This window comes from Metabacillus sp. GQ13 (assembly GCF_059758525.1).
This window is the reverse complement of record NZ_JCAXET010000005.1, coordinates 282,038-303,970: the sequence shown is the minus strand read 5'-3', so window position 1 is coordinate 303,970 and position 21,933 is coordinate 282,038. Positions and strand designations below refer to the sequence as shown.

General features: G+C 34.4%; 23 protein-coding genes. 20 read left to right on the top strand and 3 right to left on the bottom strand.

Annotated elements, in window-relative coordinates; genetic code table 11:
- The first annotated feature begins 68 nt into the window (after positions 1-68).
- The 8 genes from AC6CHR_RS08540 to phoU all read left to right on the top strand — a co-directional run bounded on the left by AC6CHR_RS08540 (position 69) and on the right by phoU (position 7,777).
- Entirely contained in the window at positions 69-551 is a 483-nt protein-coding gene (locus tag AC6CHR_RS08540) for a DUF456 domain-containing protein (RefSeq protein ID WP_498248177.1), read from the top strand.
- Positions 552-776: 225 nt separating this feature from the next.
- Positions 777-1,385 (top strand): superoxide dismutase, encoded by a 609-nt coding sequence (locus AC6CHR_RS08535; protein ID WP_498248176.1) that lies wholly within the window; start codon positions 777-779, stop codon positions 1,383-1,385.
- 281 nt (positions 1,386-1,666) lie between these two features.
- Positions 1,667-2,956 (top strand): MFS transporter, encoded by a 1,290-nt coding sequence (locus AC6CHR_RS08530; RefSeq protein WP_498248175.1) that lies wholly within the window; start codon positions 1,667-1,669, stop codon positions 2,954-2,956.
- Positions 2,957-3,223: 267 nt separating this feature from the next.
- Positions 3,224-4,228 (top strand): PstS family phosphate ABC transporter substrate-binding protein, encoded by a 1,005-nt coding sequence (locus tag AC6CHR_RS08525; protein ID WP_498248173.1) that lies wholly within the window; start codon positions 3,224-3,226, stop codon positions 4,226-4,228.
- A gap of 83 nt (positions 4,229-4,311) precedes the next feature.
- Positions 4,312-5,253 carry a phosphate ABC transporter permease subunit PstC gene (gene pstC, locus AC6CHR_RS08520; RefSeq protein ID WP_498248172.1) on the top strand — a complete coding sequence of 314 codons (942 nt, stop codon included), beginning with the start codon at positions 4,312-4,314 and terminating at the stop codon, positions 5,251-5,253.
- Position 5,254: 1 nt separating this feature from the next.
- Positions 5,255-6,133, top strand: a complete 879-nt coding sequence (gene pstA / locus AC6CHR_RS08515) for a phosphate ABC transporter permease PstA (protein ID WP_498248171.1) — start codon at positions 5,255-5,257, stop codon at positions 6,131-6,133.
- Positions 6,134-6,160: 27 nt separating this feature from the next.
- A complete protein-coding gene (pstB, locus tag AC6CHR_RS08510; RefSeq protein WP_498248170.1) occupies positions 6,161-6,973 on the top strand; it encodes a phosphate ABC transporter ATP-binding protein PstB in 813 nt (270 codons plus the stop codon).
- A gap of 141 nt (positions 6,974-7,114) precedes the next feature.
- Positions 7,115-7,777: a phosphate signaling complex protein PhoU gene (gene phoU / locus AC6CHR_RS08505; RefSeq protein ID WP_498248169.1), complete on the top strand. Its 663-nt coding sequence runs from the start codon at positions 7,115-7,117 to the stop codon at positions 7,775-7,777.
- 144 nt (positions 7,778-7,921) lie between these two features.
- Here the strand turns inward: phoU and AC6CHR_RS08500 are convergent, their stop codons facing one another.
- Together AC6CHR_RS08500 and AC6CHR_RS08495 are read right to left on the bottom strand one after the other, a co-directional pair.
- Positions 7,922-8,431 carry an endolytic transglycosylase MltG gene (locus tag AC6CHR_RS08500; RefSeq protein WP_498248168.1) on the bottom strand — a complete coding sequence of 170 codons (510 nt, stop codon included), beginning with the start codon at positions 8,429-8,431 and terminating at the stop codon, positions 7,922-7,924.
- Positions 8,428-8,787: a hypothetical protein gene (locus tag AC6CHR_RS08495; RefSeq protein ID WP_498248167.1), complete on the bottom strand. Its 360-nt coding sequence runs from the start codon at positions 8,785-8,787 to the stop codon at positions 8,428-8,430. Before AC6CHR_RS08495 ends, AC6CHR_RS08500 begins: the two co-directional genes overlap by 4 nt.
- A 193-nt stretch (positions 8,788-8,980) precedes the next feature.
- Here AC6CHR_RS08495 and AC6CHR_RS08490 point away from each other — a divergent pair, with 193 nt between their 5' ends.
- The 8 genes from AC6CHR_RS08490 (at position 8,981) to AC6CHR_RS08455 (ending at position 15,507) form a co-directional block, all read left to right on the top strand.
- The gene (locus AC6CHR_RS08490; RefSeq protein WP_498248166.1) at positions 8,981-9,436 is read left to right on the top strand and encodes a hypothetical protein; all 456 of its coding nucleotides are present in this window, start codon (positions 8,981-8,983) and stop codon (positions 9,434-9,436) included.
- Positions 9,429-10,631 carry a glycosyltransferase family 4 protein gene (locus AC6CHR_RS08485; protein ID WP_498248165.1) on the top strand — a complete coding sequence of 401 codons (1,203 nt, stop codon included), beginning with the start codon at positions 9,429-9,431 and terminating at the stop codon, positions 10,629-10,631. The genes AC6CHR_RS08490 and AC6CHR_RS08485 overlap by 8 nt, the downstream gene beginning before the upstream one ends.
- 153 nt (positions 10,632-10,784) lie before the next feature.
- Complete coding sequence (gene rpmG, locus AC6CHR_RS08480) at positions 10,785-10,934, top strand: 50S ribosomal protein L33 (RefSeq protein ID WP_066334843.1); 150 nt, start codon at positions 10,785-10,787, stop codon at positions 10,932-10,934.
- A 175-nt stretch (positions 10,935-11,109) separates the two neighbouring features.
- Positions 11,110-11,676 carry a 5-formyltetrahydrofolate cyclo-ligase gene (locus AC6CHR_RS08475; protein WP_498248164.1) on the top strand — a complete coding sequence of 189 codons (567 nt, stop codon included), beginning with the start codon at positions 11,110-11,112 and terminating at the stop codon, positions 11,674-11,676.
- A complete protein-coding gene (locus tag AC6CHR_RS08470; protein ID WP_498248163.1) occupies positions 11,651-12,460 on the top strand; it encodes a DUF92 domain-containing protein in 810 nt (269 codons plus the stop codon). The genes AC6CHR_RS08475 and AC6CHR_RS08470 overlap by 26 nt, the downstream gene beginning before the upstream one ends.
- A gap of 100 nt (positions 12,461-12,560) precedes the next feature.
- Positions 12,561-13,499, top strand: coding sequence for an L-lactate dehydrogenase (locus tag AC6CHR_RS08465; RefSeq protein ID WP_498248161.1), 939 nt, complete (start codon positions 12,561-12,563; stop codon positions 13,497-13,499).
- A 42-nt stretch (positions 13,500-13,541) separates the two neighbouring features.
- Entirely contained in the window at positions 13,542-13,709 is a 168-nt protein-coding gene (gene yqgO / locus AC6CHR_RS08460; protein ID WP_498248160.1) for a protein YqgO, read from the top strand.
- Between the two features lie 259 nt (positions 13,710-13,968).
- Positions 13,969-15,507: a rhomboid family intramembrane serine protease gene (locus tag AC6CHR_RS08455; protein WP_498248158.1), complete on the top strand. Its 1,539-nt coding sequence runs from the start codon at positions 13,969-13,971 to the stop codon at positions 15,505-15,507.
- Here the strand turns inward: AC6CHR_RS08455 and AC6CHR_RS08450 are convergent.
- Positions 15,497-16,372 carry a hypothetical protein gene (locus tag AC6CHR_RS08450; protein ID WP_498248157.1) on the bottom strand — a complete coding sequence of 292 codons (876 nt, stop codon included), beginning with the start codon at positions 16,370-16,372 and terminating at the stop codon, positions 15,497-15,499. The genes AC6CHR_RS08455 and AC6CHR_RS08450 overlap by 11 nt on opposite strands.
- A gap of 155 nt (positions 16,373-16,527) precedes the next feature.
- Between AC6CHR_RS08450 and AC6CHR_RS08445 the strand changes: the two genes are divergently transcribed.
- The 4 genes from AC6CHR_RS08445 to AC6CHR_RS08430 all read left to right on the top strand — a co-directional run bounded on the left by AC6CHR_RS08445 (position 16,528) and on the right by AC6CHR_RS08430 (position 21,832).
- The gene (locus AC6CHR_RS08445) at positions 16,528-17,988 is read left to right on the top strand and encodes a spore germination protein (protein ID WP_498248156.1); all 1,461 of its coding nucleotides are present in this window, start codon (positions 16,528-16,530) and stop codon (positions 17,986-17,988) included.
- A gap of 189 nt (positions 17,989-18,177) precedes the next feature.
- On the top strand, positions 18,178-18,372 hold the full coding sequence (locus AC6CHR_RS08440; RefSeq protein ID WP_498248155.1) for a YqgQ family protein: 195 nt from the start codon (positions 18,178-18,180) through the stop codon (positions 18,370-18,372).
- Positions 18,373-18,515: 143 nt separating this feature from the next.
- Positions 18,516-19,481, top strand: coding sequence for an ROK family glucokinase (locus AC6CHR_RS08435; protein WP_498248154.1), 966 nt, complete (start codon positions 18,516-18,518; stop codon positions 19,479-19,481).
- Positions 19,482-19,927: 446 nt separating this feature from the next.
- Complete coding sequence (locus AC6CHR_RS08430; RefSeq protein ID WP_498248152.1) at positions 19,928-21,832, top strand: LTA synthase family protein; 1,905 nt, start codon at positions 19,928-19,930, stop codon at positions 21,830-21,832.
- The last annotated feature ends 101 nt before the right edge of the window (positions 21,833-21,933 follow it).

Genomic DNA, 21,933 nt, shown 5'->3' with positions numbered 1-21,933 from the left:
ATAAGCTATACTTAAGGGGTTGACCGATTTAGTCAACCTTTTTTCTAATCCAAAGTATGGAGGTCAAAATGGAATATCTGTATTGGGCATTTATCATCATCCTGTTTATTATTGCGTTTGTTGGATTAGTCTATCCAATCATTCCTAGTGTTGTTTTTATTGTGGCTGGTTTTATTTTATATGGATTTCTATTTAAATTTACAAATTTATCTATTATATTTTGGATTATTGAAGGCATATTTGTAGCCGTACTTTTTAGCGCCGATTATTTAGCAAATCTAGTTGGAGTTAAGAAGTTCGGAGGTAGTAAGGCGGCGGTTTGGGGAAGTACGATTGGTTTATTAATCGGTCCTTTCGTCATACCAATTATAGGGATACTTATCGGCCCTTTTGTAGGTGCTGTAATTGCGGAACTACTTGTACATAAGAAAAGTTTTACTGATTCAATAAAAATTGGAATTGGATCACTAATAGGATTTATTTCCGGTGTAATTGCTAAAGGGTTTATTCAAATAATTATGATTGGTTATTTCATAGTGAAGATTTTATAAGGTTTTAAGACCAAATGCTCTTCACTAACTCATATTTATTTTGTACAAAGAAAGTTTCTCAATAATACGTAGTAAAAGAATATCTCATTTACATAAATTGATAAAAAAGTACAAATGATACATGTGTTTGAAAGCATTTCAATTGAAAGAGACAGACAATTTTGGTAACCTAAGAATTGAAAGCTAAACTAAAGCTTTGCATACATATTAAAGGAGGAAATAATAATGGCTTATGAATTACCTCAATTACCTTACGCGTACGATGCACTAGAACCACATATTGACAAGGAAACAATGAATATTCATCACACTAAGCATCATAACACTTACATCTCGAACGTTAACGCAGCTCTAGAAGGTCATGCTGATCTTGCAAGCAAAAGCGTAGAAGAATTAGTATCTAATATAGATGCTGTTCCTGAAGCGATCCGTACAGCAGTTCGTAACAATGGTGGTGGACATGCTAACCATAGTTTATTCTGGACAATCTTATCTGAAAACGGTGGTGGAGATCCATCAGGTGACCTTGGAGAAGCTATTAACGCTAAATTTGGTAGCTATGAAAACTTCAAAGAAGAATTCGCTAAAGCTGCTACAACTCGCTTTGGTTCTGGTTGGGCTTGGTTAGTAGTAAACAATGGTGAGTTAGAAGTGACAAGTACTCCAAATCAAGATTCTCCATTAATGGAAGGTAAAACTCCAGTTCTAGGATTAGATGTATGGGAGCATGCATACTACCTAAATTACCAAAATCGTCGTCCAGACTACATTGCTTCTTTCTGGAATGTAGTAAATTGGGATGAAGTAACAAAACGATACAATGCTGCTAAATAATCACTGATAAAGAAGAGTGGACCTAAATTAGGTTCACTCTTCTTTTTTATGATCTCTTTTCTAACATCCTCCGAGTAAACTTATTTTACACACTGATGGATATTCATGTATTTATTCCTTTGATCCTACAGTAAAAAATCCTATGACATTCCTTGTACAAAATAATTAACTTCCTTCTTCTTTCAAAACTTCTATTTAGGAAAGATCAATTGTAGGAAAGATACATATCTGCAAATTGATAAGACAGACTATGTAGTAGAAGTTGAAGGGGAGTAATTTTTATGTCAAAGATACAAAAACTTATTGGTGATGTAGAAGTTAGCAAAGATTTATTATTATTATTAGTTATTGGTGGCCTGTACTCACTTAGTATTGCTTTGTCAAATACATTTGTTAACGTATATTTATGGAAACAATCAGGAGAATTCCTGGACTTAGGAATATACAATTTATCAATTGTTGTTATGCAACCAATTACCTTTATATTTGCCGGAAGGTTAGCCAAAAAGATAGATCGTGTAGTTGTATTACGTCTTGGGGTCATTTTTTTGGCGATTTTTTTCCTCACAGTTTTAATGATAGGTGATTCTGCTGCTAGTTATCTTATCTTATTGGGGGGGACTCTAGGAGTAGGCTATGGGTTTTATTGGCTAGCCTTTAATGTACTTACATTTGAAATAACCGAACCAGAGACCAGAGACTTTTTTAACGGCTTTTTAGGAATTATTAACTCCACAGCAGGGATGATTGGACCTATCATTGCTGGCTATGTTATCTCAAGACTAAAAAACTTTTCAGGGTACACAACTATTTTTACAATATCACTGATCTTATTTTCAGGAGCGGTCATTCTTAGTTTCTTTTTGAAAAGAAGACCAGCTTCCGGAAATTACCTATTAAAACGGGTTATTAAAGAAAGGAAAAACGATAGGAATTGGAAACTTATTACAAGTGCGCATTTTTTTCAAGGACTACGAGAAGGAACATTTGCTTTTGTCATAGGTGTATTTGTTTTTATTGCAACTGGTAGTGAGTTAGCTTTGGGGAAATTTGGTTTAGTCAATTCGAGTGTAGCCCTGATCGCATATTACACAGCTACTAGAGTTATTAAAAAGACAACAAGGAAAAAATTTATACTCATAGGTGGGATTTTTCTCTATCTTTCCATTTTTGTCATTTTATTCGATTTATCCTACCAAAAGCTACTTATTTATGCTGTATTAATTGCGATTGGGTATCCAATGCTCCTTGTTCCTTATACATCCTTATCATATGATGTCATCGGTCGTGCCTGGAATATTGCAAAAGCACGTATTGAGTACATTGTTGTGAAAGAAATTTTCCTGAATGCTGGTCGTATTGTTTCTATAATAGGGTTCATTATTGCTGTTGTATTCTTCGATGAAAAGCAAAGTATCCCCATCTTATTAGCGATTATTGGTACAGGACACATAGTGATATACTTTTTTATAAGAAACGTACGTTTAGAAGACAGTCCAAAACCAATAGAAGAAACGGGGCAAAAGCCGATTCGCAAAACGAATCTTGTGGATGGTGATAGTGGTGCTTAAGCATGTTTTAAAACAAAATATAAAAGACAGAAGAAGAGGTATTTAGCATTTTGCTGAAGCCTTTTTTTTATGGACTCGTTTAAACCTACTATTAAGCGTCATTCTGTGTTTGTCGATACTTTGTTCCCTAAAAGGTACAAAATATGACAATCTCCATCACGAATTTACAAAACATTTACAATTAATTAAAACGGGATTAATACTCTAGAGTTATTCTAATACACGTAGGACAAAACATATCACAATATATCTAGGGGGAATAAAAAAATGAAGAGTTTTAAATTTCTATCGTTATCAATTATGATTTCATCATTACTTGTATTTGCAGCAGCTTGTGGAAATAGTGAGGATGCATCTTCAGGAGAAAGTGGTACAAAAACTACTGAAAATAGCGAACAAAAAGAAGAGAACGGTGAAGAAGCAGTTGAATTAGAAGGTGAAATTGGAATTGATGGGTCTTCTACTGTAGCACCAATTGGTGAAGCAGTATCTGAAGAATTTTCAGTTGACCATCCAAAAGTACAAGCACCAATTGGAATTTCTGGTACTGGTGGTGGATTTGAGAAATTTACAGCAGGAGAAACTGACATTTCAGAAGCTTCTCGTCCAATAAAGGATGAAGAAAAAACAGCTGCAGCAGATAAGGGAATAGAATTCACTGAATTTCAAGTAGCCTATGATGGATTATCTGTTGTTGTTAATAAAGAAAATGACTTTATTGATCAATTAACAGTTGAAGATTTAAAGAAACTGTGGATTGAAGATGGTGCTACAAAAAAATGGTCAGATATTAACTCTGAGTGGCCAGCTGAAGAAATTAAATACTTTTCTCCAGGTGCAGATTCAGGAACATATGACTATTTCAATGAAGTAATCTTAGAAGACGAAGCTATTGTTAAAGCAGCTACATTATCAGAAGATGATAATACGTTAGTTAAAGGAGTAACAGGTGATAAAAATGCCATTGGTTACTTTGGATATGCATATTATTTAGAAAACAAAGACAATTTAAAAGTTGTTCCGATTGTAAATGAAGCAGGTGAAGCTGTTGAACCAACTAATGAAACAGTTGAATCTGGAGATTATAATCCACTTTCACGCCCATTATTCATTTATGTAAATAATGCTTCAATAAAAGATAAAGAACATGTATCTGAATACGTTAAATTCTACCTAGAAAATGCTGGAGCACTTGCAGAGGAAGTTGGTTATGTATCTCTTCCTGAGGATGTATATACAACTCAACTTAAAACTCTTGAAGGCTTAAAATAAAAAAAATTCATTCATTTGGCGGATGAGGAGCACTTCAGATGCTTCTCATCTTTCTTCCTTGTTTTGGAAAGGGGTTTTTCAAAATGGCAATGGCCAATGGTCAAAGTGTCCGAGACATTATAAAAGAGAAAAAGTCTAAAAACGGCACAAATCAAATAATAGAAAAAATGGTTCCGGTTATATTATTTCTTTTAGCATTAATTTCAATTTTAACTACATTAGGTATTGTATTAACACTTATATTTGAAACTGTTACATTCTTTAATAGAGTGTCTATTTCTGAATTTTTCACATCAAAAGAATGGTATCCCTTCTTTGAAGAAAATGCCTCTTATGGTATTGCTGCCTTAATCTCAGGAACGTTACTTATTACTGTTATAGCCATCCTTGTTGCAGTTCCAATTGGATTAGCAGCGGCTATTTTCTTGAGTGAATATGCATCAGAACGTACTAGACGAATCATTAAACCGATTTTGGAAGTATTAGCGGGTATCCCAACAATTGTCTATGGTTTTTTCGCTTTAACTTTCGTTACACCATTATTACAAAAGCTACTTCCTGACCTAGCTCTTTTTAATGCGCTAAGTCCTGGTATTGTGGTAGGTATTATGATTATTCCAATGATTGCCTCATTATCAGAGGATGCGATGAGTGCAGTTCCTAACTCAATGAGAGAAGGGGCTTTAGCATTAGGAGCAACGAGATTTGAGGTAACCATGAAGGTAATCGTTCCTGCTGCTATGTCAGGTATTGTTGCTTCATTTGTATTAGGTATTTCTCGTGCCATTGGGGAAACAATGATTGTTTCATTAGCTGGTGGCGCTACTCCAAAGTTAACGTTTGACCCAACAGAATCAATCCAAACGATGACTGCTTATATCGTTCAGGTTAGTTCAGGTGATGCTGGTTATGGAACGACGGTTTATTACAGCATCTATGCAGTGGGAATGACATTGTTCTTATTTACTTTAGCTTTGAATCTAATAGCGCAATATATTTCTCGACGCTATAGGGAGGAATACTAATATGAAAATGATTGATCAACAGCTTGTCACAAAAAAAATGGGTTCACGACTAGCGATAAATCAAAGTTTTAAAGGTGTGTTTATAGCTGCGACATTATTGGCACTCGTTGTACTAGCTATCCTCTTATATCGGATATTCACTCAAGGGTCTAGTCATTTTTCTCTAGAATTTTTCCAAAATTACGCATCGAGGAGACCCGAACAATCTGGAATAAAAGCAGCAGTTGTTGGCTCTTTATGGGTGATGGGAGTGACAGTTCCAACAGCGCTAATTTTGGCAGTAGGGACAGCAATTTACTTAGAGGAGTATGCGAAAAAGAACAAAATCAATGCGTTTATCAAAACGAATATATCTAACCTGGCTGGTGTTCCTTCAATCGTTTTTGGATTATTAGGTCTGACTGTCTTTGTTCGGTTTTTTAACCTGGATCGAAGTATTTTAGCAGGTGGTTTAACGATGGCACTTCTTGTACTACCTGTTATCGTGGTAGCTTCTCAAGAAGCGATTCGATCGGTTCCAAAAGATTTACGGGAAGCATCTTTTGGAATGGGAGCAACAAAATGGCAAACCATTTTAAGAGTCGTTTTACCGGCAGCAATTCCTGGAATCGTTACAGGGAGTATATTAGCCTTTTCAAGGGCAATTGGAGAAACGGCTCCCTTACTTGTAGTAGGTGCATTTGCCTTCGTAAATTACTTGCCTGATAATGTGATGAGTACTTTTACTGTAATGCCAATTCAAATATACAACTGGGCTTCGAGACCACAGCCGGAATTCCAAGAGGTTGCCGCAGCCGGTATTATCGTCTTGTTTATTTTCTTAATTGTCATGAATTCTATCGCAGTATTCATTCGTAATAAGTTTCAAAAGCGTTACTAATTAGTTTATAATGGAGGGGTTTTCGTTATGGAGAGTGTAAAAATTAAAAGAGAGAACACACAAATTTATGACTTAAATGAAAAAAAGAATGTTGTTTATAAAACGGATAATTTAAACCTTTGGTATGGTAAAGATCAAGCGTTAAAAAATATAGATCTAGAAATTCTTGAAAATGATGTGACGGCTATTATAGGACCCTCTGGTTGCGGGAAATCAACATATATTAAGACGCTTAATCGTATGGTCGAATTAATACCGGTGGTTCGAACGTCTGGACAAATCATCTATCGTGGAAAGAATATTTTTGATAAGTCCTATGGTGTTGAAGAACTGAGAACACAGGTGGGGATGGTGTTTCAAAAACCAAATCCATTCCCTAAATCTATATATGAGAATATAGCATATGGCCCTAAAATTCATGGTATTAGAGATAAAAAACTTATTGATCAAATTGTTGAACAAAGTTTAAGGGGTGCAGCTATTTGGGATGAAGTCAAAGATCGTTTAAAGGAAAATGCTTACGGTCTTTCTGGTGGACAGCAACAACGTCTATGTATTGCGCGTTGTTTAGCTATTGAGCCAGATGTTATTTTAATGGATGAACCAACATCTGCACTTGATCCGATATCTACGCTTAAAATCGAAGAATTAATACAGGAATTAAAACAAAACTATAGCATTATTATTGTGACACATAATATGCAACAGGCCGCACGTATTTCCGATCGTACAGCATTCTTTTTAAATGGAGAAGTTGTTGAATACACTGATACAAATAGTCTGTTTTCAAATCCTAATGATAAACGAACGGAAGATTACATCACAGGACGATTCGGTTAAAAAGTTGTATGAATACCATTTAGCTGATTAGTATCAGACTATAAACCTATAAACAAATGAGTCGTGCAAACTATTAAATAGGCACGACTCATTTTATTTAATGAGAATATCAACTAGGGGAGAAGAGGGAGGCTTGATTTCATGAGCGTAACAAGGGGAAGATTTGATTCCGATTTAAAGATTCTTAGAGATAAATTGATTGAAATAGGTAGTCTTACTGAAATTGCTCTGGGAAAGGCAATTTATGCATTAGAATATAAACATATAGAAGATGCTTTAGAGATAATTAGTGAAGATGCCAGAGTTGATGATCTCGATGAGGAGATTAATGAATTAGCGATAATCTTAATCGCAAAGCAACAACCAGTTGCAGTTGATCTTCGACGAATAATTGTCGCTATTAAAATATCGAGTGACATCGAAAGAATGGCGGATTTTGCTGTTAATATAGCAAAATCAACAATTAGAATTGGTGATGAGCCTTTAGTTAAACCAATTCATACGATCAAAAAGATGCATAAAATAGCATCAGAAATGCTTTCATTATCTATTAAAGCTTATAATGAAGAAGATATCGTTCTTGCAAAAAGAGTTGCAGATATGGATGATCATGTTGATGATCTATATGGTGAAACAATTCAAGATATCTTAACATTAATGGAAACGAAAAAGGACCAATCTGAACAACTTATCCAGCTGTTGTTTATCTGTCGCTATATCGAAAGAACAGCAGACCATTCCACAAATATTTCAGAAGGTATCATGTATTTAGTTAAAGGAAAAAGATATGATCTTAACAGCTAAAGGTCATCAAGATTAAATAAGCGTAATATTTTTGAGGGGATTTTTGTATGTGCAATATATAGTACCTTAGTAGCGTTATCAGAGGATTAAGGGAAATGTTATAGAAAAACAGCCAAAATCACATTGATTTTGGCTGTTTTTTCTTTATTTAGTAATAGCTTCTGCAAGCTGTTTATGGTCCATACCTTTTTGTACTTCAAATGAACCTAGCTGAACCTTTTGATGATAACCACCTTTGATTAAATATTGATCAAATTCAAAAGAGTCAGTTATGATCCCATTTAGTTCTAAAAGATCAGATACTTCACTCGTTGTCATACCAGATTGAATAGTAAGCTTATATTTAACAGCTTCTTCTTTCTTCTCTTCAACAGGTTTTACCTCTTCAGTACTATCTTCTTTAGAAGCTTGTTTCTTTGTTTCTGTTTGTTGGAGTGCTTTATCTTTTGTAGCTAATAATTCCTCGTATTCTTCGGTTGCTATTGAAGTTTGACCCTTATCAGTTAAAAAGGATTTAACTTCCTTTTCTGTAACTTCTTTCTTTACAGCGTCTGCAGTTGCAGATTGCTTATCAGATAAGAGATAGGTTCCACCAAGTACAGAAGTTGCTACAATCATTCCTGCGGCAAACGCTTGAAAACCGGTTTTACTCATGTTAAAACCCTCTCATTCTTTTCAACAATTCCACGGATTTGATCAACTGACATTCCTTCTGATAAAGCAATAGCTTCAAGTGACATGCCTTGGCGATACTTGGCGAAAATTCGCGAAGTATTTGTTTGAGTTTCCTCATTTGAGGGTTTAGGTTGACCCTTAAGAGGGGTATCATTCTGTAAGAGTTCTTCTTCAACAACTCTCATTTTCTTCTTAAGCTTGTAAATTTCTTGCATCGCTGACAATTGTAAATGATCTAGCTCCTGTTCTAGTTCTTTTACATTGTCTCGTTGTAAATAAGATATGCCGATCAGCACGATACTGATAATAAACAAGATAATAATCATTATAATCATTTTTATTCACCTTCTATTGATTATTTCCCTTTAACCTTTATACCATAAAAAGACGTTTTAAAGAAGTCATTTCTTCAGAAAATGTAGGTTTTTGACGTATTTTCTTTGTTAATCTTAGTATTCGCAATAGGCACCAAAAGGGATAGCGTGATAAAATACAGATATCGATAAAGAAGAAAGAAGAGGACCAGACATGAGAATAAGTAATAACAATCACAACATTCGTGGTGGTTTGTCAATTTATGAGGATCAATTAAAAATAATTTCTTATCCTTCTTATCTTCTACTATCCTGGAATATTGCACCTACTACAAAGCTTCTCTTAGAGTATATTTTAGCTGAAGCGTTTTCTGACTTATTAGTAAGGGTTGTTCTTTACAAAGAACGGGAACCTTTACTATTTACTGACTATATTATTAAAGATTTGAATGGTGTTCTACGTTTACCTTTAGTGCAAACGGGAACCTATTTTAGTGAAATAATTGCTATAAACTCACAAAATAATTCGATTACTATTAAAAGATCGAAACCATTAAGCTATTTTCAGAACAAAATGAACAGTAAGGTAGAGATGGATCGGTGGCAACGATACACTGATGACCCTCTTCTTTGGCTTGATTCTTATTCAGGATATACGATTTATGATTAAGCAAATGGTTATAAAAGCGAAACCTGAGTTAACTGTTTTGGTTTTTACAACTGAGTACGGTGATAAAATTGTAGGGGGACTAGGTAGACATGTTACAGACCTTATCTCAGAAGGCTCAAAGCGTGGTATATCGTATATCGTGATTACAGTTTCCAAAGATGATAATGAGTCATACAAAGAAGAAGATGGTGTTCATGTTTATCGTTTACTCCCCATGCAAAAAAAACCTGCAAATTTCTTAGATTATATTCGAAATGTAAATTTCCGTTTTTCTCAATTTGTCTTGCAAGAGTTACCACTATCCTTTGATATTATTCATGCACATGATTGGCTTACAGCTATTGCAGGAATCCAGGTACAGTCACTAATGAAGCGGCCGTTACTATCAACGATTCATGCAACTGAAAAGGGAAGAAAGCTAGCTAAAGATGATATTGTTACAGGACCGATTACAGAGTATGAAAAGGAGCTTATACAGTTTTCAGATCGAATTATTGTCTGTAGTCAATACATGCGGAATGTGCTCTTAGATGATTTTAGCTGCTCAGAAGACAAGATTGAAGTTATACCCAATGGAATCATCGCAAAAAATTATCACGAAACAATAGATTACAACGACGCTCTTAGAACATTTCCTTTTATCCAGTCTTCTTTTATAGTAACCATAGGTAGATTAGTTAGAGAGAAAGGGTTTGAACTTTTAATCAAAGCATTTGCTAAAATACAGCCAACTTTTCCAAATATAAAGCTGGTTATTGCAGGTGTTGGTCCAAATCGATCTGTACTAGAGCAATTAGCACGAGAATTACATATTGGCAATAGAGTGATCTTTACAGGGTTTGTTCAAGAATTAGAGAGAAATACACTCTTGAGATACTGTGAAATGTTGGTGATTCCTAGTTTGTATGAACCCTTTGGAATCATTGCGTTAGAAGGAATGGTTGCTAAAAAGCCAGTTATGGCCTTCAATATCGGGGGATTATCAGAAATTCTTGTAGAAAATAGAGGGATTTTATTAAATGAAGTATCAAGTCATGCACTTGCTGATGGGTTGGATAAATGTTTATCAAAACGTAATCAGCTGAATGATTGTAAGAATGCTTGTATTAAAGCCACAAATTCTACATATAACATGTCTTTACTGATTAATGATACGATTAAAATCTATAGAAAGGTGTTAAAACGTGAATCATAACAAGATCTTCATTCTTTTTATATAAAATACGCAACTAGTTTTTAGAAATAGCTAAAATAAATGAAAATCATGTGGAAAATGTTTAATAACAATGGTATTATATTAAAGTCTGATTTGATTTATTAGTTTTTTTAAGTTTGGAGGGAAAGATACATGCGTGTAAATATTACATTAGCTTGCACTGATTGTGGCGAACGTAACTATATTTCTAAAAAGAATAAACGTAATAACCCAGATCGTCTTGAGCTTAAGAAATATTGTTCAAGAGATAAAAAAATGACAACACACCGTGAAACAAAGTAAGCAGTAGGGATGTTTTATTCCTACTGTTTTTTTTTATGTATTTTTTTACTAGAATTCATTCTTTTTTCAGGAGCACAACATTTAATTTGCCGATTTAGCAATAAATAAAATAACATAATTTTAATGTTACCATGTTTAGTTTCCATATATACTATTATTAGGAGGGTTGGTAGTTATGGAGAAGAGACGATTACGTAAAATTATGAGGGGAAAATTAGATGAGATGTCTGATGACGAGTATTTGCAATTATCAAGTATTATTTACACTCAATTAATTTCTTTATCAATGTGGAAAAAGGCAGAAACGATAGCTATAACCATTTCAACTGGAAAAGAAGTTGATACAAAGATGCTTATTGAAAAGGCTTGGAGTGAAAGTAAACGTATTGTTGTGCCAAAATGTGATCCTACGTCGAATAGTATGGTATTTAGAGAAATCTCTTCCTTTAAGCAACTTGAACATGTTTTTAATAACCTATTAGAACCGAAAGTGGCTGAAACGAATATAATCGATTCAAATAATATTGACCTTATGATTGTACCAGGTATTTGTTTTAATAGAGAAGGCTACCGAATTGGTTATGGTGGGGGTTATTATGATCGGTATTTAGCTAAATACACAGGTAACACATTATCCTTAGCCTTCTCATTTCAAATCGTTGATCATTTACAAATAGAAGATCATGATATCCCTGTATCTACAATTATTACCGAAAGTGAGGTCTTCAACGATTATGCTTGATTTCTCGTTAATTGTTGTTAGCTTAATCATTATAGGAGGGGCCTATGGAGGTTGGTATGTAAAATCTCTAACGACAAGCGGTTCGATCGCAGCTGTCATTGTAGGATTATTGATTTATCAAGCCTTTTCTTATCAGGGTCTATTATTACTAGGATGTTTTTTTTGTAGTTCAAGTTATCTAAGTAAATACCGTCTAGAAAGAAAAATAGGGATGCAGGATATACTTGTCAAAGGGGAACGTAGAGACATGGTCCAAGTATTCGCAAATGGTGGAGTACCAACAATTTTGAGTATTCTTCAAATTATTGGTGTAAATACAAATCATGTATATTTACTATGTTTTTGTATGGCTATAGCGGCTGCCAATGCGGATACATGGGCGTCTGAGATTGGTACTTTAAGCAAACAGAAACCCAGACTGCTTCTTACTTTTAAAAGGGTTGAACGTGGAACATCTGGTGCTGTCTCTTTATTAGGAACAGGAGCATCGATCGTTGGTGCAGCTTTTATAAGTATTATTGCCGTTCTATTGTTTGATTTAACGCTTTCCTCAATGCTATTAATTGTTAGTATCGGTTTTATCGGGAATATCCTGGATACGTTCATTGGACAGACGATTCAAAATAAATATTCATGTACGGTTTGTGAAAAAGTGACAGAAAGACCGTATCATTGTAGCAAACGTGGGGTAAAAACAACTAATTACAGCTTCCTTAATAATGATGCTGTTAACTTCTTATCGATAGCGTTATCAACTTATTTAGGTTATTTGATCTTGACATAAACTGTTCATAAAGTGTTTTATACATAAGGTTGATAATAGTGTAAAATTAAATTGTGAAACATTTCACAAATAACGCAACAAGTGGAAAGGTTTGAAGAAAATGTCTAATCATGTAAATCGTGTTGCACTTACCGGTACAGGTTTTGTTGGATCTAGTTATGCATTTGCAATGTTAAATCAAGGTGTAACAGAAGAGCTTGTCTTAATTGATCTAAACATGGAGAAATCAGAAGGTGACGCGATGGATTTAAATCATGGTTTAGCCTTTGCTCCGAATCCTACAAAAATTTGGTATGGCAGCTATAAGGATTGTAAGGAAGCAGATGTAGTTGTTCTATGCGCTGGTGCAAATCAAAAGCCTGGAGAGACTCGTTTAGATCTAGTGGCTAAAAATTTAAACATTTTTAAATCAATCGTTAGTGATGTAATGGAAAGTGGGTTTGATGGGATTTTTATTGTAGCAACAAATCCTGTTGATATTTTAACCTATGCGGTTTGGAAATATTCTGGTCTACCACAGAGTCGTGTCATTGGTTCAGGTACGATTCTCGATACAGCAAGGTTCCGTTACTTAATTGGTGAACATTTTAATATAGATACACGTAATGTACATGCGTATATAATCGGTGAGCATGGAGATACAGAGCTTCCAGTTTGGAGTCATGCTGATATAGGTGGTATTTCAATAGTAGAAACAATGGTCGAAGAAAAGGAAAAGCTAGATGAGATATTTATCAATGTACGTGATGCAGCATATCACATTATTAATCGTAAGGGAGCAACCTATTATGGGATTGCAATGGGTCTTGTTCGATTAACAAAGGCAATTCTTCATAACGAGAATTCTATACTAACTGTATCTTGTTATTTAGATGGAGAGTATGGTGAGGAGGACGTATTTATTGGTGTACCTGCGATTGTAAGTCGTAATGGAATTCGCAGAGTTATTGAATTGTCTTTAAGTGAGCAAGAGAAAAAACAGTTCGCTCATTCTGCTAAAGTATTAAAAGAAACAATGTCCCCATTTTTTAAAGGATAAAAATAGCCTTTCTTACTAAATATATAAGTAGGAGGGATGTATATGAGACGACTCATTGTACTTGTTGCAGGTGCGCTTGCTTTATATCGATTTCGATATAAAATTGTAAATTATCTATTAGGTCAACCTAATTTACGCAGTTATTTTATTCGACTATCAATGAGAATGCCATTTCTAAGAGAACGTTTTGTTAATCGTGCTTTTCATTAATAAAAACTTCTGAAAATTTTAATTTTATTTTTACCATTATAATGATTAGCTGACTTTTGATAATTTGAAAGTCAGCTTATTTTTACTTGTTGAAATATTCCATATGCTTTTTCATTGATTATCGTCGAGGTATGTTGTGAATATGAGTTTATTTAAGACATACTATAATGCAAATAACTACTTTAAAAAGGTAGTAATCTTATCATTTTTATTAATATCTTGTATAATAATATAAAACTATAATGTCGGAGCGGATTAAATGGTGATAGAGCAGGATTATCTTTATTGGTCGTTGATAAAAGATCTAGTTGTTGAACAAAAATATACGATACTGGCTTTATCTAAAGATGGTCGTGAGGTATTGCTAGAGCCATACCGTAATAAACAATTTTCTATTGTACGGTTAAGAAGGGTTGATGTCGATTGGGGTAATAGGCTTGCTGTAGATATTGAGCAAGCAGGTGAAAACTTTGCACAGCTTTTAAAAAGTGGCATTAGAGGCCCTATTCGCGTAATGAATGTTTATATATCAAGCCTCCCTCCAGTGGATGAGTATCCTGAGGCTTTTATAAATGGATTTAGCGGGACTAAAGGGAAAATTGATATAACATCAACGTTGATCGTTAAGGACGAGCTAGAAGCGGGTCTGAAGAAACTAGAGGATACTTTAAACGTACCATTGAACTATTTGAAAGAAGAACCAAAGTTAAACGTTGAAATAGAAGATATCCAGTTAATACGGGATCAAGTCATTACATTTCAAAAACAAGAGAAGGATGAAGAAAAGAGTATCCTTCAAAATGGTAAACCGTTCTTATCCTATCTATTTCTTGGAATACAAATTATTATGTTTTTTCTCCTCGAGCTAAATGGTGGAAGTACGGATACTCAAAATTTACTGCATTTTGGAGCAAAATCAAATATTCATATTTATGAAGGTGAATGGTGGAGGTTTATAACTCCAATTTTTTTACATATTGGTTTCTTCCATTTATTAATGAATAGTTTTGCACTTTATTATATTGGGCCTGCTGTTGAAAGAGCTTATGGTTCAATGAGGTTTTTATTTATCTATTTACTAGCAGGAATATCTGGATCAATCGTAAGCTTTGCGTTTAGTCCATTTTTATCGGCAGGAGCCTCTGGAGCCATATTCGGTTGCTTCGGTGCGTTGTTATATATTGGAATACAGAATAGAAAGGTATTTTTCAGAACAATGGGTTCCAATTTATTGATTATAATTGGAATAAACTTAGCAATGGGTTTTGTCATTCCTAATATAGATAATGCCGGTCATATTGGTGGCTTAATCGGTGGTTTTCTTGCAGCACTCATTGTGCAGTTCCCTAAGAAACAAAAGAAACTATTAAGCCTAATAGGTGTTGTTGGAGCAATTATCCTGTTGGGGGGCTTATATCAATACGGGTTAACTGAAACAGAAGAGCAGTACTCACAATATACGGCTGTACAAGGTAATAAACTTATTCAAGCTAAAAAATATGATGAAGCTTATGCTTATTTAAAAAAAGCTCTTTCTAAAGATGATAGTTCAAATGACATCCTGTTTTTATTGTCGATAGCTGAATTTGAATTAGAAAAGTATGACCAAGCAAAAAGTCATCTGCATCAAATCACTTCTAATGATGATACATACCACCAAGCACATTATAACCTAGCCGTGATTTATATAAATGGGGGAGAAACAACAACAGCTTTGGCTGAGGTTAATAAAGCACTTGAATATGATCCAACAAATGAGGATTATAACAATTTAAAAAACAAAATGATTAGTCGCTAAGAGTTAGTCCTTGTTTAAACATAAAGGATGTACCATCTTCTGCATGGATAAGAATGATATGATGTGAATAATCTTTTGCAACTAAAATCAAGGGCATGGTGCTACCAATCGGTTCAATCACCTTGCCTTCCCTCGTTTTTAGTCCTAAAAAATAATTCTTATATAAATCCTCCCAAAGGCTCCCAACTACTTCTTTGGTATTTGTTTTAGTTAACCCGCTGAAGGCTTCTGTATCAAAGGTAGCCAGATCTATTAATGAATATGTCTTATACTTACTAACGTCTATATGATAAAAATCAATAAGTTGATTCCAACTGAATTCTAAATGTTGATTCTTTACTTTATCTAGAATTTCTTGCCACTCTTTTTCTTCTTCTGATTGGGCTACTTCAAAGGAAAACAACGTTGTGAACTCAGAGTCAATCACATATAAATGATCACTTGTCATTTTTTGAGTACTGCGAATTTGTTCATTCCCTAAATGAATCTCTCCATAATGTAGACTTATTGCTTGATAATGGCTACTATCCTCACCATTCACCTTCTTATATTGAGCAAGTTTCTGGCTTCGATCCTCCCATTCTGAAAGGCTATCAATTAATTTCCCATCAGAAAAAAGCAGAGAAATATCTTGTCTTAGAAAAATTTCTTTGTCCGTAATGGACGTAACATCCCATTCGAAAATATGTTCATCATCATCTTTACTTCCCATGAATTGTAATGAAGTAGAAGCTTTATCGAAGCTTATCGTCTCATCGATTGGGAAAAAAATGATGCTCTCTCGAACGGATTTCCCCTGGCAATAAAAAAGTATACTAGATGTAATAAAAGCAAGAATGATGATAAATAGCCATTTCTTTTTCAAAAATATCAACTCCGAGATAGGACAGGTTGCTAAAGTGTATGATGAAAAACGAATAAATATGAAAATAAAATAACCAATAAATAATATAAAGGTATGTTTGAATGATATTTCGTCTAAGATGGATAACAAATTGTGATGTGAAATGGAGAAGTCTTATGACGTATGAGGTAAAGAAACAAGTTTCAAAAGATTTTCAAGAAAACATATCCTATTTGTCTAAAAGACTAGGAGTAAAAAAAAGCTTTGATGTGATTCAGCTTGATTTAGAATATGCAGACCGAAAAATGGCACTTTTTATGGTCGATGGTTTTGTAAAGGATGATATCCTTCATCTATTAATGAAGTATTTATCACGTGTTTCTCCAGAGGACTTAAAGGAAGCTACTCTAGATAAGTTATTGAAAACATATATACCATATATAGAAATTGACAAGTCAGATGATCTTAATTCTGTTGTTAACTCAGTCCTTTCGGGGCCGACTGCCCTTGTAGTGGATGGCATAGAAGAAGTTATTTTAATTGATGCTCGTACATATCCAGTAAGAGGTCCCCAGGAGCCTGATATGGAAAGAGTTGTTAGAGGATCTAGGGACGGATTTGTTGAAACGATCGTTTTTAATACTGCACTAACCAGAAGACGTGTTCGAGATCGTTCGCTTCGAATGGAATATTTACAAGTCGGGAGACGGTCTAAAACAGATGTTGTCGTTTGTTATTTAGAGGATATTGCAGATTTAGACCATGTAAGGGATTTAAAAGAGTCACTAAATAAAATTGATACAGATGGATTACCGATGGCAGAAAAGACAGTAGAAGAGTATATAGCGGGGAGACATTTTAATCCTTATCCTATGGTTCGGTATACGGAGAGGCCTGATACTGCAGCAGCTCATTTGTTTGAAGGACATGTCATAATCTTCGTTGACGGTTCTCCAAGTGCGATCATAACGCCAACTACATTTTGGCATCATCTTCAACATGCTGAGGAATATCGAAACAAGCCAATTGTTGGCGCTTATTTACGGATCGTTCGATTTTTAGCGGTCTGGACATCAATTTTCCTTTTACCTCTTTGGTATTTACTAGCACAAAACCCTGATTTACTTCCCCCCGGGTTGGAGTTTATTGGGATCGAGGAACAAGGACATATCCCTTTAATTATCCAGTTTTTAATTATTGAGCTTGGGATAGATGTATTAAGGATGGCTGCCATTCACACGCCTTCATCATTGGCGACAGCACTAGGATTAGTAGCTGCTTTGATGATTGGTCAAGTAGCTGTTGAAGTAGGTCTCTTAACATACGAAGTTGTACTTTATCTATCAATCGCAGCGATCGGAACATTTGCAACACCAAGTTATGAGCTCGGTTTAGCAAATCGAATTTTCCGGATTGTGTTATTGCTCTTTACAGCATCTTTAGGTGTAATTGGTTTTGTAGTTGGTGTAGCGGGTTGGGTGATATTGCTTGCAAGAATGAAATCATTCAATGTACCTTACCTCTATCCCTTTATTCCGTTTGATTATAAAGCAATGAGAGATGTATTACTAAGAGCGCCAATGCCGTTAAAAAACAGACGTCCACCTTTTTTACATCCACAGGATCCAGATCGTTGAATAGTAAAGGGCTAACTCTCCTGAGTTAGCCCTTTACTATTCCCTTTATAAATTAATAAACATAAAATATTTAAACGATTTCTTGACGCAAAGGTCATTTCCTTTATACTTTAAAGTAGAGCAACTAGATAAATTCGTTTTTATGAACATCTTTTTCTAATAAATGGACAAAAGACAGCAGGTGATCAAGTGAATACAATATATGATGTACAACAGCTATTAAAAAAGTTTGGTACGATTATTTACATAGGAGATAGAATTGCCGATTTGGAACTAATGGAGGAAGAAATAAAACAGTTATTTCAGTCTAGTTTAATTGAAACAAAGGACTACCAAATGGCTATTCTTCTCCTAAGGCAAGAGGTACAAAGACTTAAAGGTTAACACGATTACGATTTTTTTCTTAAGTTATCATCACAAATCAATCTATATAGCTTAGTTTTTGATGAAAAAATTTAGGATAGGTGAATTCTACCGGGAGTAATTGATTACAAAATACATATATAATAGTAGAAAAGGTGAATTTTATGAATGAGCAATGGTTTGTAGGTATTGATTTAGGTGGAACAACAATTAAAATGGCGTTTATTAACCACTACGGTGAAATTGAGGAAAAGTGGGAGATTCCTACAGATAAGTCCGGGAAAAAGATTACAACAGATATTGCAAAAGCAATTGATGCCAAACTAGCTGAATTAGGATTACCTAAAGAAAAACTGGCAGGGATAGGAATGGGTGCACCTGGTCCTGTTGACCTAGCAAGTGGTCTAATTTACGAAACAGTTAACCTCGGATGGAAAAACTATCCGTTAAGAGATCATCTGGAATTGGAAACAGGTTTACCAGCTGTGATTGACAATGATGCAAATATTGCAGCTATTGGCGAAATGTGGAAGGGTGCAGGTGACGGAGCAAAAGATTTGATCTGTGTCACTCTTGGAACAGGTGTTGGAGGAGGGCTCATCTCAAATGGAGAGGTTGTCCATGGTGTAAATGGTGCAGGTGGCGAAATTGGCCATATTACTGTTATACCAGAAGGTGGTGCACCATGTAATTGTGGGAAAACTGGATGTATAGAAACAATTGCTTCTGCAACAGGAATAGTAAGAATTGCCAATGAAAAACTTGCAACAACTGACAAAGAGAGCCTTCTCAGAAAGATAATTGAAAAAAATGGCGAATTGTCATCAAAGGATGTTTTTGAGGCTGCAGATAAAGAAGACCAACTGGCTGAGGAAATTATTAATTATGTTACATTCTATCTAGGGTTAACACTTGCAAATGTATCAAATGGGTTAAATCCAGAGAAAATTGTCCTCGGTGGGGGGGTTTCTAAAGCAGGAGATAGCTTGATCAATAAGGTAGAACATTACTTTAAGCGTTTTGCATTTCCTCGAGTTTCTGATGCGGCCACAATTACGGTTGCAACCTTAGGTAATGATGCGGGAGTGATCGGTGGCGCATGGTTAGCGAAAACAAAGCTAAGTAAATAATTAGTTTGTTTTTATTGTGGTAGCTTTGTATTTAGGGATTTAAGAAAGGTATTAACAAAACAAAACTGTTTAAATAAACAATCATTAATACGGAAAGAATAAAAAGGAGCAAGTAACCAGTGCTTCTTTTTATAATGAAAATCTATTTTCGCAAAGGTTAAGTTTTTTATCATAAGTTTCTAAAGAAGTAAGGACAATTAGTTTTTGGAATTTTTAAACTTTTAAGTAAATGAAACTTTTTCAGGTTTCAAACGTCTAATAGGATGGTAAAGAGAATAAACTAATCATTATCATTCTATCAGTTTAATATTAAGCCAATATAAAAAGGATTGATTTTTTGTAATAGAAGTATTAAGATATGATTTAGTTGTTTCATTACTAACCTAATAAATGGAATATTAGAGATAAAAAAGCGCTATTGTCCCAAGGGATGAGGAGGTAAACGTATGCGTAAGAAATCTTTTTCGAAACTTTCATTTTTATTCTTAGCAACTTTGTTTATATGGATTAAAACATACATTGTCTATAAAACTAGCTTTGATATTAAAATTGAAAACTTTACACAAGAGTTTATTTTATTTATTAACCCACTAAGTTTTCTACTATTAATTTTTGGAATTGGTTTGTTTATGAAAGAAAAGAATCGGAACCGATATATTTTTGGAGCTAGTATATTTGTAACTGGACTTTTATTAGCAAACATGGTGTTCTACCGGTTTTTTAATGATTTTTTAACTATTCCCGTATTATTTCAGACAAGCAATATGGGGGATTTAGGCAGTAGTATTAGTGGCTTATTTTTGCCAACAGACTTATTAATGTTTGTCGATCTTGCTGTTTTATTTTGGTTATTAAAAAAACCAACTTTTAAATCTACATCACAAATGACTCGAAAAGAAAGATCTGCTTACTTTTTATTAGTCGCAGCAGTGTTCTTCTTTAACTTGGGATTAGCTGAAACAGAGCGTCCACAATTACTAACACGTTCATTTGATCGCGAAATGCTAGTGAAAAATATCAGCGTATATAATTTCCATATTTATGATGCTTTTTTACAATCAAAAACATCTGCTCAACGTGCATTAGCAGATAGCAATAGCTTAATTGAAATTGAAAACTACGTGAATGCTAACCGCAAAGAACCTCTAAAAGATCTGAATGGTGTAGCTGAAGGGCGTAACGTGATATTAATTTCTCTAGAATCGTTACAAAGTTTTGTCATTAATGAAGAGTTAAATGGTCAAGAGATTACACCATTTATGAATGATTTGATTGATGAAAGTTATTATTTTGAGAACTTTTACCACCAAACGGGTCAAGGTAAAACATCCGATTCTGAGTTTATTGTTGATAACTCATTGTATCCCCTAGGACGGGGGGCGGTCTACTTTACTAACAGTAGTAATGAATTTACGGCTACTCCTGAGTTATTAAAGGAACATGGATATTATTCAACAATTTTCCATGCCAACAATAAAAGCTTCTGGAATCGTGATATTATGTATAACACGTTAGGTTATGATCGCTTCTTTGATGTGAATGATTATGATGTAACAGAAGAAAATTCAATTGGTTGGGGTCTAAAGGATGTTGACTTTATGGAGCAATCTGTCCAACATATCGATAATCTACCTGAACCTTTCTATACAAGGCTTATTACATTAACAAACCACTTCCCATTTGATTTAGGTGAAGAAGATAAACTGATTGAAGAATTTGATTCAAACAGTAAAACGTTAAATCAATATATTCCAACCGTTCGTTATACGGATGAAGCGGTAAAGCATTTCTTTGAGGAATTAAAGAAAACTGATGTATATGAAAATTCAATTATTATCTTGTATGGTGATCATTATGGTATTTCAGAAAATCATAATGTTGCAATGGGGAAATTTTTAGGTAAAGAAGTCACACCATTTGAATCAATTCAATTGCAACGTGTCCCATTTATTGTTCATATTCCTGGTGTGACGGATAAAAATCCACAGACATTCTCTAAAGTAACTGGACAAATTGATATAAGACCAACTCTTATGAGCCTTATTGGCGTTGATACAAATGAGCAAATTCAATTTGGTACAGATGCATTTTCTGATGATAAACTTTCGTTTACAGTTCTAAGAGACGGTAGCTTTATTACTGAAAATAACGTCTACACTCGTGGCGCATGCTACGATAAAGCTACCGGTGTAGAAACAGAACAAGATGTGTGTGAGCCATACATGGATAAGGCTAAACACGAGCTTAACTATTCAGATGAGATCATATATGGAGATCTATTGCGCTTCTATGGTAAAGATGGTGACACTGCAGTTTCAGAGCAACAATCTTCAAAAACTAACAAAAATTAACAATTGAACTGATTCGACCGCCTCACAATTTAGTGGATAGTGGATCGGGTCAGTTTTTTTGTTGTCTTTTTTAAAGTTTGGAGCTTAAAGGAATAGGACAC

Excerpts from the sequence above, each read along its gene's own strand:
- AC6CHR_RS08540 (WP_498248177.1), top strand. The coding sequence starts at position 69 with ATGGAATATCTGTATTGGGCATTTATCATCATCCTGTTTATTATTGCG.
- AC6CHR_RS08535 (WP_498248176.1), top strand. The coding sequence starts at position 777 with ATGGCTTATGAATTACCTCAATTACCTTACGCGTACGATGCACTAGAA.
- AC6CHR_RS08530 (WP_498248175.1), top strand. The coding sequence starts at position 1,667 with ATGTCAAAGATACAAAAACTTATTGGTGATGTAGAAGTTAGCAAAGAT.
- AC6CHR_RS08525 (WP_498248173.1), top strand. The coding sequence starts at position 3,224 with ATGAAGAGTTTTAAATTTCTATCGTTATCAATTATGATTTCATCATTA.
- pstC (WP_498248172.1), top strand. The coding sequence starts at position 4,312 with ATGGCAATGGCCAATGGTCAAAGTGTCCGAGACATTATAAAAGAGAAA.
- pstA (WP_498248171.1), top strand. The coding sequence starts at position 5,255 with ATGAAAATGATTGATCAACAGCTTGTCACAAAAAAAATGGGTTCACGA.
- pstB (WP_498248170.1), top strand. The coding sequence starts at position 6,161 with ATGGAGAGTGTAAAAATTAAAAGAGAGAACACACAAATTTATGACTTA.
- phoU (WP_498248169.1), top strand. The coding sequence starts at position 7,115 with ATGAGCGTAACAAGGGGAAGATTTGATTCCGATTTAAAGATTCTTAGA.
- AC6CHR_RS08500 (WP_498248168.1), bottom strand. The coding sequence starts at position 8,431 with ATGAGTAAAACCGGTTTTCAAGCGTTTGCCGCAGGAATGATTGTAGCA.
- AC6CHR_RS08495 (WP_498248167.1), bottom strand. The coding sequence starts at position 8,787 with ATGATTATAATGATTATTATCTTGTTTATTATCAGTATCGTGCTGATC.
- AC6CHR_RS08490 (WP_498248166.1), top strand. The coding sequence starts at position 8,981 with ATGAGAATAAGTAATAACAATCACAACATTCGTGGTGGTTTGTCAATT.
- AC6CHR_RS08485 (WP_498248165.1), top strand. The coding sequence starts at position 9,429 with ATGATTAAGCAAATGGTTATAAAAGCGAAACCTGAGTTAACTGTTTTG.
- rpmG (WP_066334843.1), top strand. The coding sequence starts at position 10,785 with ATGCGTGTAAATATTACATTAGCTTGCACTGATTGTGGCGAACGTAAC.
- AC6CHR_RS08475 (WP_498248164.1), top strand. The coding sequence starts at position 11,110 with ATGGAGAAGAGACGATTACGTAAAATTATGAGGGGAAAATTAGATGAG.
- AC6CHR_RS08465 (WP_498248161.1), top strand. The coding sequence starts at position 12,561 with ATGTCTAATCATGTAAATCGTGTTGCACTTACCGGTACAGGTTTTGTT.
- yqgO (WP_498248160.1), top strand. The coding sequence starts at position 13,542 with ATGAGACGACTCATTGTACTTGTTGCAGGTGCGCTTGCTTTATATCGA.
- AC6CHR_RS08455 (WP_498248158.1), top strand. The coding sequence starts at position 13,969 with ATGGTGATAGAGCAGGATTATCTTTATTGGTCGTTGATAAAAGATCTA.
- AC6CHR_RS08445 (WP_498248156.1), top strand. The coding sequence starts at position 16,528 with ATGACGTATGAGGTAAAGAAACAAGTTTCAAAAGATTTTCAAGAAAAC.
- AC6CHR_RS08435 (WP_498248154.1), top strand. The coding sequence starts at position 18,516 with ATGAATGAGCAATGGTTTGTAGGTATTGATTTAGGTGGAACAACAATT.
- AC6CHR_RS08430 (WP_498248152.1), top strand. The coding sequence starts at position 19,928 with ATGCGTAAGAAATCTTTTTCGAAACTTTCATTTTTATTCTTAGCAACT.